15 protein-coding genes are annotated in these 14,798 nt (G+C 48.5%); 4 read left to right on the plus strand and 11 right to left on the minus strand.

Going from position 1 to position 14,798, the window contains the following annotated elements:
- Positions 1-475: 475 nt before the first annotated feature.
- Positions 476-2,026, plus strand: a complete 1,551-nt coding sequence (locus ACN4EG_RS24820; RefSeq protein ID WP_431632973.1) for a GspE/PulE/PilB domain-containing protein — start codon at positions 476-478, stop codon at positions 2,024-2,026.
- Between the two features lie 59 nt (positions 2,027-2,085).
- Here ACN4EG_RS24820 and ACN4EG_RS24825 read toward each other — a convergent pair whose 3' ends face one another.
- The 5 genes from ACN4EG_RS24825 to ACN4EG_RS24845 form a co-directional block, all read right to left on the minus strand.
- Entirely contained in the window at positions 2,086-3,354 is a 1,269-nt protein-coding gene (locus ACN4EG_RS24825; protein WP_431632974.1) for a GNAT family N-acetyltransferase, read from the minus strand.
- A gap of 142 nt (positions 3,355-3,496) precedes the next feature.
- Positions 3,497-4,012 (minus strand): PAM68 family protein, encoded by a 516-nt coding sequence (locus ACN4EG_RS24830; RefSeq protein ID WP_431632975.1) that lies wholly within the window; start codon positions 4,010-4,012, stop codon positions 3,497-3,499.
- A gap of 24 nt (positions 4,013-4,036) precedes the next feature.
- Positions 4,037-4,390, minus strand: coding sequence for a 30S ribosomal protein S15 (rpsO, locus tag ACN4EG_RS24835; protein WP_431632976.1), 354 nt, complete (start codon positions 4,388-4,390; stop codon positions 4,037-4,039).
- Positions 4,356-5,063, minus strand: coding sequence for a 4'-phosphopantetheinyl transferase family protein (locus tag ACN4EG_RS24840; RefSeq protein WP_431632977.1), 708 nt, complete (start codon positions 5,061-5,063; stop codon positions 4,356-4,358). The genes rpsO and ACN4EG_RS24840 overlap by 35 nt, the downstream gene beginning before the upstream one ends.
- Before the next feature lie 12 nt (positions 5,064-5,075).
- The gene (locus tag ACN4EG_RS24845) at positions 5,076-5,744 is read right to left on the minus strand and encodes a DUF2834 domain-containing protein (RefSeq protein ID WP_431632978.1); all 669 of its coding nucleotides are present in this window, start codon (positions 5,742-5,744) and stop codon (positions 5,076-5,078) included.
- A 105-nt stretch (positions 5,745-5,849) separates the two neighbouring features.
- On the opposite strand from ACN4EG_RS24845, the gene cutA reads away from it, so the two are divergent.
- Positions 5,850-6,179 (plus strand): divalent-cation tolerance protein CutA, encoded by a 330-nt coding sequence (cutA, locus tag ACN4EG_RS24850; protein WP_431632979.1) that lies wholly within the window; start codon positions 5,850-5,852, stop codon positions 6,177-6,179.
- A 36-nt stretch (positions 6,180-6,215) separates the two neighbouring features.
- Here the strand turns inward: cutA and bioB are convergent, their stop codons facing one another.
- The 3 genes from bioB to ACN4EG_RS24865 all read right to left on the minus strand — a co-directional run bounded on the left by bioB (position 6,216) and on the right by ACN4EG_RS24865 (position 8,098).
- Positions 6,216-7,169 carry a biotin synthase BioB gene (gene bioB / locus ACN4EG_RS24855; protein ID WP_431632980.1) on the minus strand — a complete coding sequence of 318 codons (954 nt, stop codon included), beginning with the start codon at positions 7,167-7,169 and terminating at the stop codon, positions 6,216-6,218.
- A gap of 162 nt (positions 7,170-7,331) precedes the next feature.
- Positions 7,332-7,607 carry a hypothetical protein gene (locus ACN4EG_RS24860; protein WP_431632981.1) on the minus strand — a complete coding sequence of 92 codons (276 nt, stop codon included), beginning with the start codon at positions 7,605-7,607 and terminating at the stop codon, positions 7,332-7,334.
- A gap of 116 nt (positions 7,608-7,723) precedes the next feature.
- On the minus strand, positions 7,724-8,098 hold the full coding sequence (locus ACN4EG_RS24865) for a DUF433 domain-containing protein (protein WP_431632982.1): 375 nt from the start codon (positions 8,096-8,098) through the stop codon (positions 7,724-7,726).
- Between the two features lie 250 nt (positions 8,099-8,348).
- On the opposite strand from ACN4EG_RS24865, the gene ACN4EG_RS24870 reads away from it, so the two are divergent.
- Together ACN4EG_RS24870 and lspA are read left to right on the plus strand one after the other, a co-directional pair.
- Positions 8,349-8,930: a biotin transporter BioY gene (locus ACN4EG_RS24870; RefSeq protein ID WP_431632987.1), complete on the plus strand. Its 582-nt coding sequence runs from the start codon at positions 8,349-8,351 to the stop codon at positions 8,928-8,930.
- Between the two features lie 58 nt (positions 8,931-8,988).
- Positions 8,989-9,504 carry a signal peptidase II gene (gene lspA, locus ACN4EG_RS24875; protein ID WP_431632983.1) on the plus strand — a complete coding sequence of 172 codons (516 nt, stop codon included), beginning with the start codon at positions 8,989-8,991 and terminating at the stop codon, positions 9,502-9,504.
- Positions 9,505-9,551: 47 nt separating this feature from the next.
- Here the strand turns inward: lspA and ACN4EG_RS24880 are convergent, their stop codons facing one another.
- The 3 genes from ACN4EG_RS24880 to ACN4EG_RS24890 form a co-directional block, all read right to left on the minus strand.
- Positions 9,552-10,178: a Uma2 family endonuclease gene (locus tag ACN4EG_RS24880; RefSeq protein WP_431632984.1), complete on the minus strand. Its 627-nt coding sequence runs from the start codon at positions 10,176-10,178 to the stop codon at positions 9,552-9,554.
- Positions 10,179-10,531: 353 nt separating this feature from the next.
- Complete coding sequence (locus ACN4EG_RS24885) at positions 10,532-11,203, minus strand: hypothetical protein (RefSeq protein ID WP_431632985.1); 672 nt, start codon at positions 11,201-11,203, stop codon at positions 10,532-10,534.
- Positions 11,203-14,385: an N-6 DNA methylase gene (locus ACN4EG_RS24890; RefSeq protein ID WP_431632986.1), complete on the minus strand. Its 3,183-nt coding sequence runs from the start codon at positions 14,383-14,385 to the stop codon at positions 11,203-11,205. Before ACN4EG_RS24890 ends, ACN4EG_RS24885 begins: the two co-directional genes overlap by 1 nt.
- Between the last annotated feature and the right edge of the window lie 413 nt (positions 14,386-14,798).

Here is a 14,798-nt window from a genome sequence, read left to right on the forward strand (position 1 = left end):
GTCGCATTCGGGGCTATTTATCCACCTTGCGCAAGCAGAATATCAATCTTTTAGACGCTCTCGTTGGATTGTTCTCGGGCAATCCTGTGTCGCTTAAACCACAGCCTGAGTAGTTACTATTTTTCGTTGGCCGCAGCGGGTTCTCTAGTCTAGTCAATTGGAAGAACAAGCTGCTTCGGCATAATTGCTAAGCTTTAGAGCTCAGTTTACGATCGCCGTCTTCTAGTCGGCTTAATCCTGGGTATTCCTAGGCTAAACCAATGGTTTTCAGCCGCCTCGAGTTGAGATTTGCAGTGTCTTGAAGGGTTTTATGGGGCAGGAAATTGTTCCAACTCCGCCGCAATGCTTATCTTTGGAACGCACCTTCCTAAACCGCATAGAATAGGGGTGAAAGATTTTTTTTTCCGGAGTCTCAACCAATAGCATCGTCTAGGGTACTAGGTCTACCTAGTGGGTTTCTGGTTGAACTATGTTTATGGCATCTCCACTCAGTTTTTCATCCTCTGAGTCTTCTTTTCAGTCTGATCGATCGACCGATCACAAAGCTGATCCGTTTGTAAGCTCTGCCTCAGCAGCAGATCAGCACCACCCTAACTATCTCCATCCATCTGCCGTGGTGAACCAAGAGACTGATTTAGATAGCATTTTCACGTTGATTGGAAAAGTTCTTCCCTTCGAAGCGTGTTTGTATCATCAAATCCTCCCCCTTTCGATCCAAGGGAGCAAGCTGCGACTGGGCATGGTCAATCTACAAGATGCAGCAGCTTTGGACTATGTGCGTCGCATTTTGGCGTTCCTCAACTACTCGTTAATTCCCCAAAATATTACTTCAGAAACCCACCATAAGGTGCTGTCGGCCTATTTAAACCTCGTTGAAAATCGTGCTAGAAAACCGTCTGTCCTCTCCCCAAAATCGGTGAGCAGATTAGGCACTAAGGCCCAGGCAACGCCTCCCCAACCCCCACCCACTAATCCTGCTTCGTTGAAAGAAACCCTCGTGCTGGAAAGTCCTGAGTCGTTGACGGACTGGAATATTCCTTCCCTGCACCGCAGCACGACTACCCAAGATGGCAAAACCTGTCTCCAAGAGGATGGGCCAGACTCTTCTGGTGTAGTCTTTACCGAAATTCAACCCATTCCGCACCCGCCTTTTGCGTCACCTAGCTCCAATCCGTCCCATCCGATCGAGGGCACGAGGATCGATCCCACCGCATTAACTCCTTCAGAAACCGCCTCAGAAGACAACCCCATTGCGACTCCCCAACGGAGCCAAGATCCATTGACATCGCCCTTAGAGGGAAATCGGAGCAATCCCCTGCCTAGTGATCATCCAGTCAATTCTGATCTGGCGGCTGCATCCGTGGCAGTGCCCCCCTTTCCCTGGCCAGAAAATGCGCTCCCATCCCTCAAAATTGCTCCCCAGTATCTAGACAGTCCCCCCGAAATCCTCAGTCACCTGCCACCTCAGCAACTCATCCAAGAACTCCTTGGTCGCATTGTGGAAGATGGAATTGGTCGGTTGTATTTTGAGCGTCAGACTCCAGGGGGGCGAGTACTGTGGAGCGAGAATGGTGTAGTGAAATCGATCCTGGACAACCTCAGCAAGGAATTATTTGACGGGCTGTTATATCAGCTTAAGCGCTTAATGCGTTTACCCTTGAAGCCGATCGATCGGCCCTTGCAAGTAGAGATTGAACGCCTGTATGAACGCAACCGAATTTTGCTACGGTTGCGCATCATCCCCAAACCGACGGGCGAGGAAGCGACCCTACAAGTGTTGCGCGGTGCAGCCTTGAAGTTTTATCAGCAGCAACAGTTAAGCAATCTCAGTCGAGATACGTTGACAATTGCCAAAGAGCTGCAACATAAAATTACTGAGTTACACAATCGTGCTCGTATCAATCTATCTTCTACAGATGGCAAAACTAGTGGACTGGATTTAGATCGCTTAATCCAATCCGTTGAAGACCAGCTCACGCGTCTGAAGGAATTAAAGCGTCAGCAGGAAGAACAAGGCCCTTCCTAGGATCAGCAATCCTTGGTCAGACGTCCTTTTGATCAGAAGTCCTTTGTGGATACCCGCTTTTAGAAAAAATCCCAACAAAAGGGGGGTGGGGTTTGCCAAGCTTGAGCAAAGTTGGCCAGGATTGACCGATCTCCCTGCCATTGGGCTTCCTCTGTCCAAAGAAGATCGTGAATTGTGCGGGCTCCAGAAAAGAGGACGCTGAGGGGTTCGATCGACAGGGTGAGGATGGCGGGGGCTTCGGCCAGCGATCGTGAAGGAGTGCAAGTCATGCGACCATCGGCACAATCAACCCACCATTGCGAGTCCCCTAAAATAACGTCCTGAACTTGCAAGGCGAAACTAAAGGGGACAGTCGGTTGCACCGGACGGCAATTGAGCGCGGCTTGGCAGTCTACTAAACGCCACATAAAGCTGCTGCCAATTTCTCCTAAGCGATGGCTGAACCGGAGGAGGATGCGATCGTGCCCTTGGGGGAGGACGCGATCCTGTTGTTGCAATAAATGGGGGAAAGGATCCCCACTGTGGGTATGCCAAATCAGTAGAGAAAATTGATCTCGCAAACTGCTTAGGAAGGTTAGAAGCCCTCGGTAGCCTGCTAGGTTTAAAGCCACCCATTCCCGCACGACGGCGATCGGTTTAGTGCCATAGATAGCCTGTTGTTCCACCCCCAACAGGACATAACCCAAGAGCGTTTCACCGTCCCAATAGCCCCATAGATCCTGACCTGGAATCGGTTGAAAAAACGCTTCCCATTGCCGATCGGATCGCAACAGCCAACCGTTATTGCGCAACGCTACCTGCTGGTAGAGGGCTTGAACCGCAGGTTGTTCCGTAGGACTGATGGGCTGGACAAGACCCGATCGAGGGTATTTAGGTAAGTGCTGCGGCGCGATCGGATATTGGTGCACTTGCCCAACCCAGCCCCAGCCCAAACTGCGATAAAAGCCGTGCTGGAAGGGATAGAGCGCTAGGAGTGGGACGTTGTTGGCGTAGGCCCGGTGAATCGCTTGGATCATCATGGTCTGGGCAATCCGCTGGCCTCGGCATTCCGGCGCAACCGCAACCCCCGCCACCCCGATCGCCGGGATAATGCGACCAAGGCAGGCAATCTGTAAATCCAGTTCGGCATAGGTTCCCACCACGCGATCGGTCTGGGCGTCTTTAGCCACCCAACGTTGCCGATCGGGAAACTGTACGCCTTGACCAAACCAGCCATCCTGCACCTGCTGATCGGACTGGGTGGGCACAAAGGCAAAGCGAGTCAGACGGGCGATCGTGGGTAAATCCGCCTCTTCCGCCAACCGTAACGAGAATAAGGAATTCTGCATAAAACAGCAGCCTAAAACATTAGAGGCGCAGCCCTAGTCATTATCCTAGGATCTACACCTCTTCAGTCGCCTATCAATTCAGTTATTAAACCACCCTCAAACTGGGTGGAGGGCTGATGGCAAAGCTAATTCCACAAATGGATTATCGATCCTTAGAAGGGCGGGATTTCAACTGTTGGGCACGGGCTTCTTTCCAAGCTTGAATCAGACGACCAGTATTGGTGCCAAATTCGTCAATACCTAGGAGAGAACCCACCCGATTTTCATCCCAAGATGCAGAGAATAAACCATAGGATAGGCCCAAGACTCCAAGGCCAAAGAACCCTAAACTCACGAGCAGAACTGCTGTATTCGGAATTTTGTAGTGGAGTTGAATTACCAGTAGGTAACTGCCCACAAAGGTTGCCATACCTAACAGGGTAGGAACTCCGCTGAAGAAAGCCATCCGCCGAGCCATTCGTTGACTGACAACTTCAGGAACCCCCATGCCACCCGGCTTTGCGCTGGCCGATCGATCGGCTTTTTCAGGTTGACTCTGGTTCTCAGACGTTGCTCGGGCCTCCGATAGCTTTGCTGCCTTTTTTTTCGAGGCACCTGGTTCAAAGGGAAGGCGTTCAGGAGCGGATTCTTGCTTAGACTTTTGCGGTTCAGCCGACATAGGGAGCACTCTGCCAATAAGTTCTTAACCGCGAATACCCAGACGAGTAATCAGTTCACGGTAGTGGGTATTGCTCTTGCCTTGGATATAGGCCAGCAAGCGCTTACGGTTACCGATCATGCGCAGCAGACCCATACGGGAAGCGTGATCTTTTTTGTTGGTCTTGAGGTGAGCGCTCAGTTTATTGATGCGCTCGGTCAAGATAGCAACTTGCACTTCTGCCGATCCGGTATCGGTTTCGTGGGTTTGGTAATCAGAAATGATTTCTTGCTTACGAATTTGCAGCAAAGCCATGGGATTATTGCGTTTCCTTGCTTTAAGTTTTAGACAGCAGTTAACAATACTAGCATAGGAACTCCCCGGTTTGGAAAGAGTCAAAGGAGATCACGATTTCTGCGTGGGCCACGGCGATCGCGCCGACAAAGTCATTGGTTAGCGGCAGTTCCCGCAATTGCCAAGCGGTGGGAGGACTTTCCGGTAGGGTGACAATGCGGACAATTCCTGCCTGAACCGATCGACCCAAGGCGAGTTCCAGTTGCTGGAGTTTACCTAACCCTTCCCCAGTGGCCTTAAGAAAGGCTTCTTTGCACGTCCAGTACCGAAAAAAAAGCGTTTCGCGATCGGCAAGCGGGGTTGCCATGATCTGGGCATGTTCTGCCGGGGCATAAAACCGGGCTGTGAGCTGGTCTAATTGCGGCATGGGACGGATTTTTTCTAGATCGACCCCGATCGCGGCACCCTGGGTGAGGGCAATGAGGGATTGGTCTTCGGAATGGGCCAAATTGAACTGCCAACCTGCCTCGGCGGGATAGGCCAATTCCGGTTTGCCGTGAGGCCCATAGGAAAATTGCAATCGCTCTGGCGCAATCCCCAGACATTGCCCTAGCAGCACCCGCAAAATGCCTCGCCCTGCAATGAACCGATCGCGGTGTAGGGGTTTGACAAAGCGATCGGCCCGTTGCCGCTCGTCGGGGGAAAGGATCTGGGCATAGGGAACCAGTTGGCTGCGATCGCAGTCGAGTCCCGCTTGCCAAAGGTGCACGGTTGCCATAGTCGTTTCCGCCTAGGCTGGAGTACTCGCGGGGGACGCTGGATTATCTGGCAGGGGAGGCCGCCACAGCAGATAGCCCAAGGTGCCCAGCAGCGGCAGGCAGGAGACGACCCAGAAAATTCGGCGATCGGTGATGCCACGCCTTGCCATGTCGTCACCCAGCAGCGTGGGAAACAGGAGCGAGAGCAAACAGAAGTCCAAACTCATGACATGGATAAACCGACTGGTGCGCCACTGTTGGACAAAATCGGCCCAATCACCTTGACTGAAGCCGAGGTAGAGCATGGTGCCTGAGGCGAGGGCAATGACGATCGCCAACCAGCGGGAATCCCACAGTTTAATGACCCAGTTTTTCGGCCCCGCAAAGGTGGGATTATCTTTGCGGAAAATCAGATAGGGCAGAATTGCGAAGGCCCCTACTGCAAAGGAAGCAGCAGAAAAGGCCCAGGCGGGAAGTTTTTGGCCGCGCCCATCGCTGTAGAGTAGGCAACTGTAGGCCAGGGGCAACACGCCCATAATGTTGAACAAATTGACGATCAGGGGATTAATGCCTTCAAATTTTCCGGTGGAGAGGCGAATAATCAGATCTAAGGTGTCCGGTCGATCGGGGGGAGCCAACAGGAAGGCGTACCCAACAAAACCGATCCACAGGACTGCTAAAAAAATCGATCGAAGTAGCATAGGAACTTGCCAGGAGTCTCGGTTTAAGGGTAGCAATAGGAAGCTGATCGGTCGTGGGATGATCAGGGTGAATTTCACTAGTTGCTTCAGTATAAGAAGAGAATGATGGCTGAGACGAGTCAATACTGCACCGTTCTGGTGACTGTGCCCAATGGAACGATCGCGGAGACGATCGCCCATGCCCTGCTAAAAGATCACTTAGCAGCCTGTGTCAGTCTATTTCCGGTCACCTCGATCTACACCTGGCAGGGCGAAGTGCAGCAGGAGAGCGAGCTGCAACTGCTGATTAAAACAGAATTGGCGCGGTTTAGTGCGATAGAGGTGCTGGTGCGATCGCTCCATCCCTACGAGGTGCCGGAAATTATTGCGCTGCCGATCGTGGCAGGCTCCCAACCCTACCTCCAGTGGATCGCGGAACAGGTTACGGAAGCGTAGCGATCGGCAGGCCAGGGAATCTCAGGTCAAGGAACCCTAGAGCGTTCTGGGAACCATGCCGAGGCGATCGAGCAGGTCGGCGTCATGGTTACGGGATGGGTTGGGGGCAGTTAATAGCACGGGGCCAGTGAAGATGGAGTTGGCTCCGGCGAGGAAGCACAGGGCTTGGAGCTCATCGCTCATCTGGGAACGGCCTGCGGTCAACCGCACGATCGCCTTGGGAAACAGAATGCGCGTGGTGGCAATCATCCGCACGAGGTCAATGGGATCGACGGGGGGCGCGTTTTCCAAGGGGGTGCCTGCGATCGGAATCAGGCTATTGATGGGAATGGACTCCGGGGTGGGATCCAATGTGGTGAGGGCTTCTAGGAATTCCAAGCGATCGGTTTCGGACTCACCCATGCCAACGATGCCCCCGCAGCAGACGGAAATTCCAGCATCACTGACCGCTTTAATCGTATTGAGTCGATCTTGGTAGGTGCGGGTGGTAATGATTTTTTCGTAGTAGTTGGGGGAAGTGTCTAGGTTGTGGTTGTAGGCAGTTAAACCCGCTTCCTTGAGTTGCTGGGCTTGGTGGGGTTGCAGCATTCCCAAGGTGCAGCACACTTCCATATCCAGGGCTGCCACCTGCCGCACCATGTCGAGGACGCGATCGAACTGGGCACCATCCCGCACTTCCCGCCATGCGGCCCCCATGCAAAACCGTGTGGCTCCTGCGGCCTTGGCGGCTTGGGCTTCTGCCAAAACGGTGTCCGTTTGCATCAGCGGTTCGGGCTTGAGGCCGGAGTTGTTATGGACGCTTTGGGAGCAGTAACCGCAATCTTCTGGGCAAGCCCCACTTTTGATGTTGCCTAAGGTGCAGAGTTGCATTGCCCGAGGATCATGGTTCGCTCGATGCACTTGCTGAGCCTCGAACATCAAATCGGGCAAGGGTTGGGAGTAGATTTGACGGATCCGATCGAGGGTTTTAGACGATGCAGCAGCAACCATAGGTTTCAAGGTAAAGACGCTAAAGGATGTACCAAATGAATCTAATTAATGATACAGATCTGCGTCCCCGACATGGTTTGGGAAAAGTGGAGTCTCTTTAGATGGGAGAAAGACCCAAGGGAAAGGGCTGCTCATCCCCCCAATGCAAGGTCTTTCTAAGCACTACGGAATGAAAATTCGCCTTGCGCCTTGGTAGTCTTCGAGATTAACCACGATATCCACTAAGCGATGAACGCAACGATCGCGGTAATCTGGCTCCGTCAGAAGTCGATTAATGTTGCTGATCGTAACGACGGGATAGGACAGGGGGGTATTTTCTTCGCGCATGACTTGCTCTAGGGAATCTTTGCCCTTCATACTACGATTCGCTGTAATCAAAATCATGCGGTGGGTTTGGGCGTACCGCCAAACCGTGCGATCGTCGCTGGTGGCCGCCAATCCAACTTCTTCAAACAGAACGAAACGAATTGTAATTAAGTCCAGCCAACCACTCGAAGCAAGACAACCCGCGAGAACTACAGAATGTCATCGTAAATTATGGTCAACTAGAAAATTCATACCTGCGATACGAATCTAGCCTCTGCTGCATGAAGTTTTGCCACAATGGCTTCTGTGCCTGGTTTGGGTGGTTTAGCAGTTATCCGAGCAATCCGTTCACGATTCTGTGCTTCGTAGTACTGCTTCAGTTCTTCAGTTTCCTGTAAGACCAGTTGATACTCGGCCTCAACCTCTGGACGATGGGCCTCAATGTAGGCGATCGCTGCGCAGACCTGTTCATTCGTCAGTCCCAGCATCGCCCGGATGAATTTAGCAGGGTAATGTTCTGTCAAATAATCCATGACATCGTAGAGGGTGATCCGAGTCCCTGCGATCGTCAATCCTCGCTCTGTGCGGATAACGAGTGCTTCTCCACTGGGTGCTAAAGTCATACCCATCAATTTCTAGAACTACTCCTATGTTAAACCACATAGTTATTTCGCGACCTTGGTTGGCCACGGGATAGCTGCCATGGGAGCGAGGGGACTCTGCCCCTTGGGGCACCGGATGCCCGCCTTAGCCTGATACAATTCACAGAATGCTTTGACAGGCACAGAATGCTTTGACAGGCGCAGAATGCTTTACCAGCCTGCCGAGGGTCTTTGGTAAGCCTAGGACGAACAAGCGTGGTGACGGTTCGTGGTGACGTTGACTGAACTACTATGGGCATTGATTGGGTTGCTCCTGACGATCGGGGGTAACTTTTTGAAGGCTTCGATCGTTGGGGTGCCTTGGACCTGGAGCTTGCAGGGCATTCCGGCGCATTTCTTAGGTGTGAATTACCAGATCGGGGCAGTTTTGCTGGTGGGTTGTTTGGGCGGCAAAAATGCGGCGGTGATTTCCCAAATTGCCTATCTGGGTTTGGGTTTGGTGGGTTTTCCCTTTTTTATGAATGGAGGCGGCATTGGTTACCTGCGGGAGCCGACTTTTGGGTACCTGTTGGGATTTCTGCCGGGAGCTTGGCTCTGTGGCTATTTGGCGTTTCGGGCGGCACCGCGTTTGGAATGGTTGGCGGTTTGCTGCTTAAGTGGGTTGGCAACGATTCATGCAACTGGGATGCTATACCTCAGTGCGGTGTATGGTCTGAAATTGGCCGATGCTAGTAAGGTTCCGTTGGTGCAGGCGCTGATGACTTATTCGGTGAATCTATTGCCGGGGCAGTTGGCGGTGGTTTGCGCGATCGCGTTGGCGGCCTATTCCGTGCGACGTGTGATGTTTTACTAGCTGGCGTGTATGCCCGTTTACTTAAAGTTCAACCTTATCGCTTGATTAGGCAGTCCCTATGCGCAATCCGTTATTTTGGCTACTGGCGATTTCCAGCCTGATTCTCGATCGGGTAACGAAGTTGTGGATATTGGATCATTTACCGCTTTGTCCTAAGGGTTGGCCGTTGGAGTTGTGCCACAGTATTGCGATCGTACCGGGGGTGTTTCACTTTACCCATGTGTGGAATGATGGGGCGGCTTGGAGCAGTTTTCGGGGGGCGTGGTGGTTGCCGTTTTTGTCGTTGGCGGTGAGTTTGGGTCTGATGGGGTTGGCGTTTTTTGGCCCGAGGTTAAGTCGTTGGGAGCAAGCGGGTTACAGTTTGGTGTTCAGTGGCGCGATCGGGAATGGCATCGATCGCTTTGCCTTTGATGGTCATGTGGTGGATTTTTTGGATTTTCGGTTGATTCATTTTCCGGTGTTTAATGTGGCGGATACGATGATCAACATTGGGATTGCTTGTTTGTTGATTGCGAGTTTCCGGCGTCCCAGCCCAGCGAGTAAAGAGGATTCTGTTAAATCCAGTGGGCAGTGATGATGCCAGAAGGGGATGGGTTGTTGTGAGGGTTTGTGTCAGCGGCGCTACCTACCAGCTTGCAACACTTGTTCAGCAGTCAGTTTCAAGCCTGAGAAAGTTGAAGATACAATGGGCTGATTGTCTCGAAATTGTTGAATTTCATAGTCTCCATTGACTAGGGTGCAAACGGAGAGGGTAGGTTGCTTAGGCTTCCCAATGTGGCGAGTTCCCCCGAGTCCTGCGTAGTCTGCAATCCAATATTCGAGGATGCCTAATGCTGCGTAATCTTCAAGCTTACGTGCATAATCATTTTGCCAGTTGCTACTGACGACTTCTGCTACAAATTTAATTGAGGTGCCTAGGGTTAGGATCGATTGTTCAGACCAAAGTGGTTCTTTTGTCAGTTCACTGCGATCGATCACTGCAATATCGGGACGAAAGGCTGTCATGCCAGTGTTATGGGGGCGCAACAGTCCCCGCTGAAGGACGAACCAAGGTAGACCTGCATTGTCGATCTGGACACAGATCTTCGTTGTGATGAAGGCTGCAACTTCTTCGTGCAGTCCTGTGGGTTCCAAATCAAATACCTCTCCATCGATCAGCTCATAATGGTTATCACTGCCATAGCGAGCAAGAAACGCTTCAAAGCTAAGTGGCTTCTGGTGAATTGCTGGATCAATTGCAATAGTCATAGGTTAACTTAGCCTAATTGATGCCTCAAGTCTATCAAATCAAGTCTGTAAAGTGTTTGATTCAGCTATTTGCGGGGGTGGATGAACTACTTTGGCATTTCCCAGGACTACACTCCCATGGAAGAGTTCGATCGTTGACTGAGGCGACGCATTCGGATGTGTTATTGGAAGCACTGGCGCAGACCGTTAGCGCAGCCTGCCGTAGGCATGGACACGCATAAGCAATTTTGGAAGAAAGCCCAAGGTTACGCTTAAGTCATCAGTGTTGTTTGCGCATCGACCTGATCCGCCTGTTGCAGACCCGCACGATGGGTGGTGTGGGAGGGGAGAGTTAAATTCCATCCTCGACCCGATTAGCTTGCCGTGGGAGCAGAAGATGCTGAGCAATTTAGAAATATATGGTACACAGCTATTGCACTACCTACTATTCGTTCATGTTCGCTAACCCATACATCAGGCATAGAAGATAGAACTTGAACTTTCTGCAAGAGTTGTAGGATACGCAAATTATTGTTTAGATTTCCATCAAAGCTCCGCTTCAATTCGGATTCCCAATAGCTTGCAGTATCACTTTGAACATAACCTACCATTGCTGCCTCTGGGTATTGTGATGCATACACTCCTTTGACAAAGCATTGCAACCCATCTTCACCTACATATTTTCCAATGGGGTAACCGTTTTTTCGTAATCGTTTAGCTTCAAATATATATTTGGGTCTTGGGCGACTGTGACCACTAACGACTACCAAATCTAATCGTCGCCTCTTTTTTCCTTTGCGCCCTTCAACACTAATCGGTTTCTCTTCATCAATAGAGTATCGATCAAATTTCTCTGGAGTAGAAGGGTTGTCAAGTCTTTTCTCCATTGCTTCCACTATCAGCCCTGTGATCTCCTCCTCTTGAAGATTGCAATGGATTTCTGCCAAAGCATCTTGATACCCCCAAGCAAGAAGCTGATGTGCATCTCGTCGAAACCCATAATCATACGAACTCCGCGCAAATGAGTTCAGTTCCTCTGCTCCCATTACCGAATCACCTCATGGAGTTCACGGTTTGCAGAAAGAATTTCTGCAATAATATCGTCAGCATCATTCAAAGCTTGAGTTCTAGTCCAGTCAATCAAACGTGGAGACTTACAAATATAGACTCTTGAATCCTCAAAAATACGAAGACTACGCTGCACATAGACCCACTGGCTAAACCTTTGTTTAGCTTTCTCCTGAATGTAATTCAACAGCAAAGATAAATCTCCCTCTGCCTTTTCAACAGTTACGTCTATTGAAGTAGAAGTAGCTGAACGGACAAACTCTGTTGAACATACAATCAATTGTTTTGAATAGGTCAATCCAACTTTGTGTCGAAGCCCACTTCCTTCAGTGAAGGCATCAAGTTCATTTCTCAAACATGAACCATAGCTATGCAGATGATCTTCTTCTGGAGGTTTTGTAGCTGATACAGCAGCTTTACCCTTGTTAAGTTGTATTCGAACCTGCATAAAATCTTTGGCAAGAATAGATAAATTTTGGGGCAACTCTATAATTCGCTCAACCTCCCTGTCAAGGTGTTCTTGAAGATGTGAAGTAGTTTCTGATCTTAGTTGTTCAGAGTTAGCAAGGTTCCTTTGAAGCTCGGCTAATTCAGCAATTTGCTGTCTAGAAAAGAAGGGAATTGGGATCTCTTTAACATCTTTTAAGAAAATTCTATTTCTGTCCACTCCCCATTGAGAACTTATGAAGAAAAGATAATACTGAATAATACTGGAACTAAGGAATACAGAAATAGCACGTAAATAATCCGCATCCTTTTTAGGAGCAGACAATCCTATTTGTGGGGCAGGAATAATGAAATCTAGATCACTGTAAATAACATATGATGGATTAAGGATTAAATGTGGTGCTTGAGTAATAGATAAACCCGCTTTTCCTCCTCTACGACGAATAAAACAATCTTCAGGTTTGATTGTTTGTAGCGCATCAGAAGGAATAGTCAAGCGATAGTTATAGTTATTGTCACGGCTATTCAATTTTCTGGTGTCAAGAAGTTTTTTCTGCTGAAGATAAGCAGCATTTTCTGTAATATCATCTCCTAAATTGGTTCTCAGTTCTAATCCTTGGCAAAGATTCCAACCTTTTTCATCGCTAAGTTGTCCAAGTGTTGTCTTGAACAATCGGCTTAAGCGCTTAATCGCTTTTGTATCTCGATAACTTCCCCATAAAGCCATTTTCCATGTAGATGGCTTTCCAATTTCTGCCTCTTCAGAGGGAATCACTTGAATTTCACTTTCATTGATTGTGAGCGACCAAGTTGAAAGCTTCTTACTACTTTCCCAAGGGCGATTAGAAATTTGATTGACAACAAAAGGAGCATAATGAACAATTTCAGATTTACTTGTATCAGGTGAAGCCTTTCGATAAATGATTGTTGCGGCAGGAGCTTCTCCCCTGCCACCAAAAAGTACATAAGCCAAGTTGGAAAAATTCGTAATTCTTGCAACCTCGTGCTGTGTAAAAAACAGCTTTCGGTATTTTTCGGATTCATGATTAAATAGGCTTTTAGCATGGATAAGCAGACCTACATATCCATTTGGGGTTAGTAGATCAACCACTCGCCAGCTAAAAGCTTCACAAACTCGATTTCCCGTAGCGGGTCTTTCCTCTATATTCCTTCTAATCCAGGAACGGGCTAATTCCTCATCAACTGTCTCTGGCTTAAGTTCAATCCAGGGGGGATTGCCTACAATCCAGTCAAACTTTTTATTCTGCTTCCAGAACTCTGACTCATCATCAAAAAAATCACATTCAAAGATTTGTGTGTTGTGGAGTGAAGGAAACTTAAATTGTTTGTTACGATGCAAATCTGGAGGGTCAATGTAATTTAGCAACGTCAAGATCAGGCTGAATTCAGCAACATAACAAGCCTCTTGATTTCTTTCCATACCATAGATACTTTCACACAGAATTTTTCGTAGCTCTGTAGGCTTCAGTTTATGGTTTGGGCTTTGTGCGAGCGCCAATTCAATCAGTCTGCGGTAGGCTAGCACCAGAAATATTCCGGAACCACAACATGGATCAAGAATTTTCATGCCACTCTGCAAAGGCTTAGATTCCTCTAATTCACACAACAAGTAATCTGCTACAGGTTCAGGAGTATAGACCGCACCAACTTTTTTACCTGTCCCTTGCGAATGTAGAAATTGTTCGTAGATAGAGGATAACGTTTCAACTGGAATGTAAGAGAAATCATAAGCCTTGAAATTTTCAAATTCAGCATATAACTGTCCTGAAATAGGATCATCCCCCTTAAATGTAGAAGCAACTAGAGACACAATCTCATCGCTCAATGTTGCTTCAATATTGGCAGGCAGGGGAAAAATCGCACCATTGAATTGATGTTCTAAAACCTCAGTTAAACGAAGTAACCCGGCTAGAGTCGCATTACGGCTTAGTACAGAATCTAGATTTATATTGTTTCCAACAAGCCATTCTTCCGAAAGAATTTTTCGATCGTAGAGATAGCGAATATAGACATACTTTCCAATCAATGCATGAATAATCGGTAAGTCTAATCTTCTACCCTTCAAGTATTTTTCTAATTCTTTGAGGTTATTAAGTAAGTGTGTATCTACCCTTTTTTCAGGAGTAATATACTTCGATTGAGTCTCCCAAATTTTCCCAGAATCTATGGAATCAGCTCTAAAATCTGCAAGCTGATCACGGAGACTTTCAAATGTTAAATCAATGACCTCTTTAATTTCTTTGACTAAACCCTTCTTCTCATTAGTTAGGGAAAAGTCAAATCCCGTATAAACTCTAATTTCATTGGGAAGAAGAATGACTATGAAAGGTGCATTTCCCAGGTTCCATAGTTTCTGATGAATTTCTCTCGCTTCATCTCTCGTTTTAGCCTGAGCGACATATACAGCCGGACGAGGCGGAAGAATCTTCTGCTCTGGGGGGCTGGTTTGAAAAACATATGCTCCCTGGACTCCTGCCTTCTTAGCTGCACGGAAAAGATGCTCAGTCAACGGCTCCTGCGAAGGCTCGCTGGCAGCACGATAATTTTGTGACTGGGCATATCCAAGTTCGTCTAAGAGTTGATCCAGGTTCAGAAAAACACCCCCAACATAGGCTAAAATCTTTATTTTATAGACATTACAGCCTTTTAGCGAAAAATTTTGGATTAAGTTACGCCCAATATTGTAGTACATAGGATCTTTTAAGGAAAGTTCCTATGCGTTCAGTAGTTACTTTGCCGGGAGTTTTCTGGGCAATCTCAGCACTCGACCAATATCTTTGCCCGTGCGCCTCGACCAACGAGTGAAGGCAAGCTAACAGGGGCACTTCACAGGCAGAAAATTCATTCTGACTCAGCATCAGCGCGTATTCACCTTCCTGTGCAAGCGCTGGTTTACTGCCTCACCACTAACTGAGCTTTTCATCATAAATATCAGTTTGAGGAGCAAGAAACAGTCTGCACTTTGATATCTACATGCAATGCTTTACGAAGGACATTGAAAATAAGTAGCTAGGCTGAATTAAATATAAAACGTTCAACCTTATAACCTTTGGGAAAATAGCGGTTTTCTACCCCAGCGATAACGGCCATGGCTAAGTCATAGGA

The sequence above is a fragment of the Alkalinema pantanalense CENA528 genome, assembly GCF_050753345.1.
GTDB lineage: Bacteria > Cyanobacteriota > Cyanobacteriia > Leptolyngbyales > Leptolyngbyaceae > Alkalinema > Alkalinema pantanalense.

Coding starts and splice junctions, on each gene's coding strand:
- ACN4EG_RS24845 (WP_431632978.1), bottom strand. CDS start 5,744: ATGCTACTTCGATCGATTTTTTTAGCAGTCCTGTGGATCGGTTTTGTT.
- ACN4EG_RS24840 (WP_431632977.1), bottom strand. CDS start 5,063: ATGGCAACCGTGCACCTTTGGCAAGCGGGACTCGACTGCGATCGCAGC.
- ACN4EG_RS24825 (WP_431632974.1), bottom strand. CDS start 3,354: ATGCAGAATTCCTTATTCTCGTTACGGTTGGCGGAAGAGGCGGATTTA.
- ACN4EG_RS24830 (WP_431632975.1), bottom strand. CDS start 4,012: ATGTCGGCTGAACCGCAAAAGTCTAAGCAAGAATCCGCTCCTGAACGC.
- ACN4EG_RS24890 (WP_431632986.1), bottom strand. CDS start 14,385: ATGTACTACAATATTGGGCGTAACTTAATCCAAAATTTTTCGCTAAAA.
- ACN4EG_RS24885 (WP_431632985.1), bottom strand. CDS start 11,203: ATGGGAGCAGAGGAACTGAACTCATTTGCGCGGAGTTCGTATGATTAT.
- lspA (WP_431632983.1), top strand. CDS start 8,989: ATGCGCAATCCGTTATTTTGGCTACTGGCGATTTCCAGCCTGATTCTC.
- bioB (WP_431632980.1), bottom strand. CDS start 7,169: ATGGTTGCTGCTGCATCGTCTAAAACCCTCGATCGGATCCGTCAAATC.
- ACN4EG_RS24865 (WP_431632982.1), bottom strand. CDS start 8,098: ATGACTTTAGCACCCAGTGGAGAAGCACTCGTTATCCGCACAGAGCGA.
- ACN4EG_RS24820 (WP_431632973.1), top strand. CDS start 476: ATGGCATCTCCACTCAGTTTTTCATCCTCTGAGTCTTCTTTTCAGTCT.
- ACN4EG_RS24880 (WP_431632984.1), bottom strand. CDS start 10,178: ATGACTATTGCAATTGATCCAGCAATTCACCAGAAGCCACTTAGCTTT.
- cutA (WP_431632979.1), top strand. CDS start 5,850: ATGGCTGAGACGAGTCAATACTGCACCGTTCTGGTGACTGTGCCCAAT.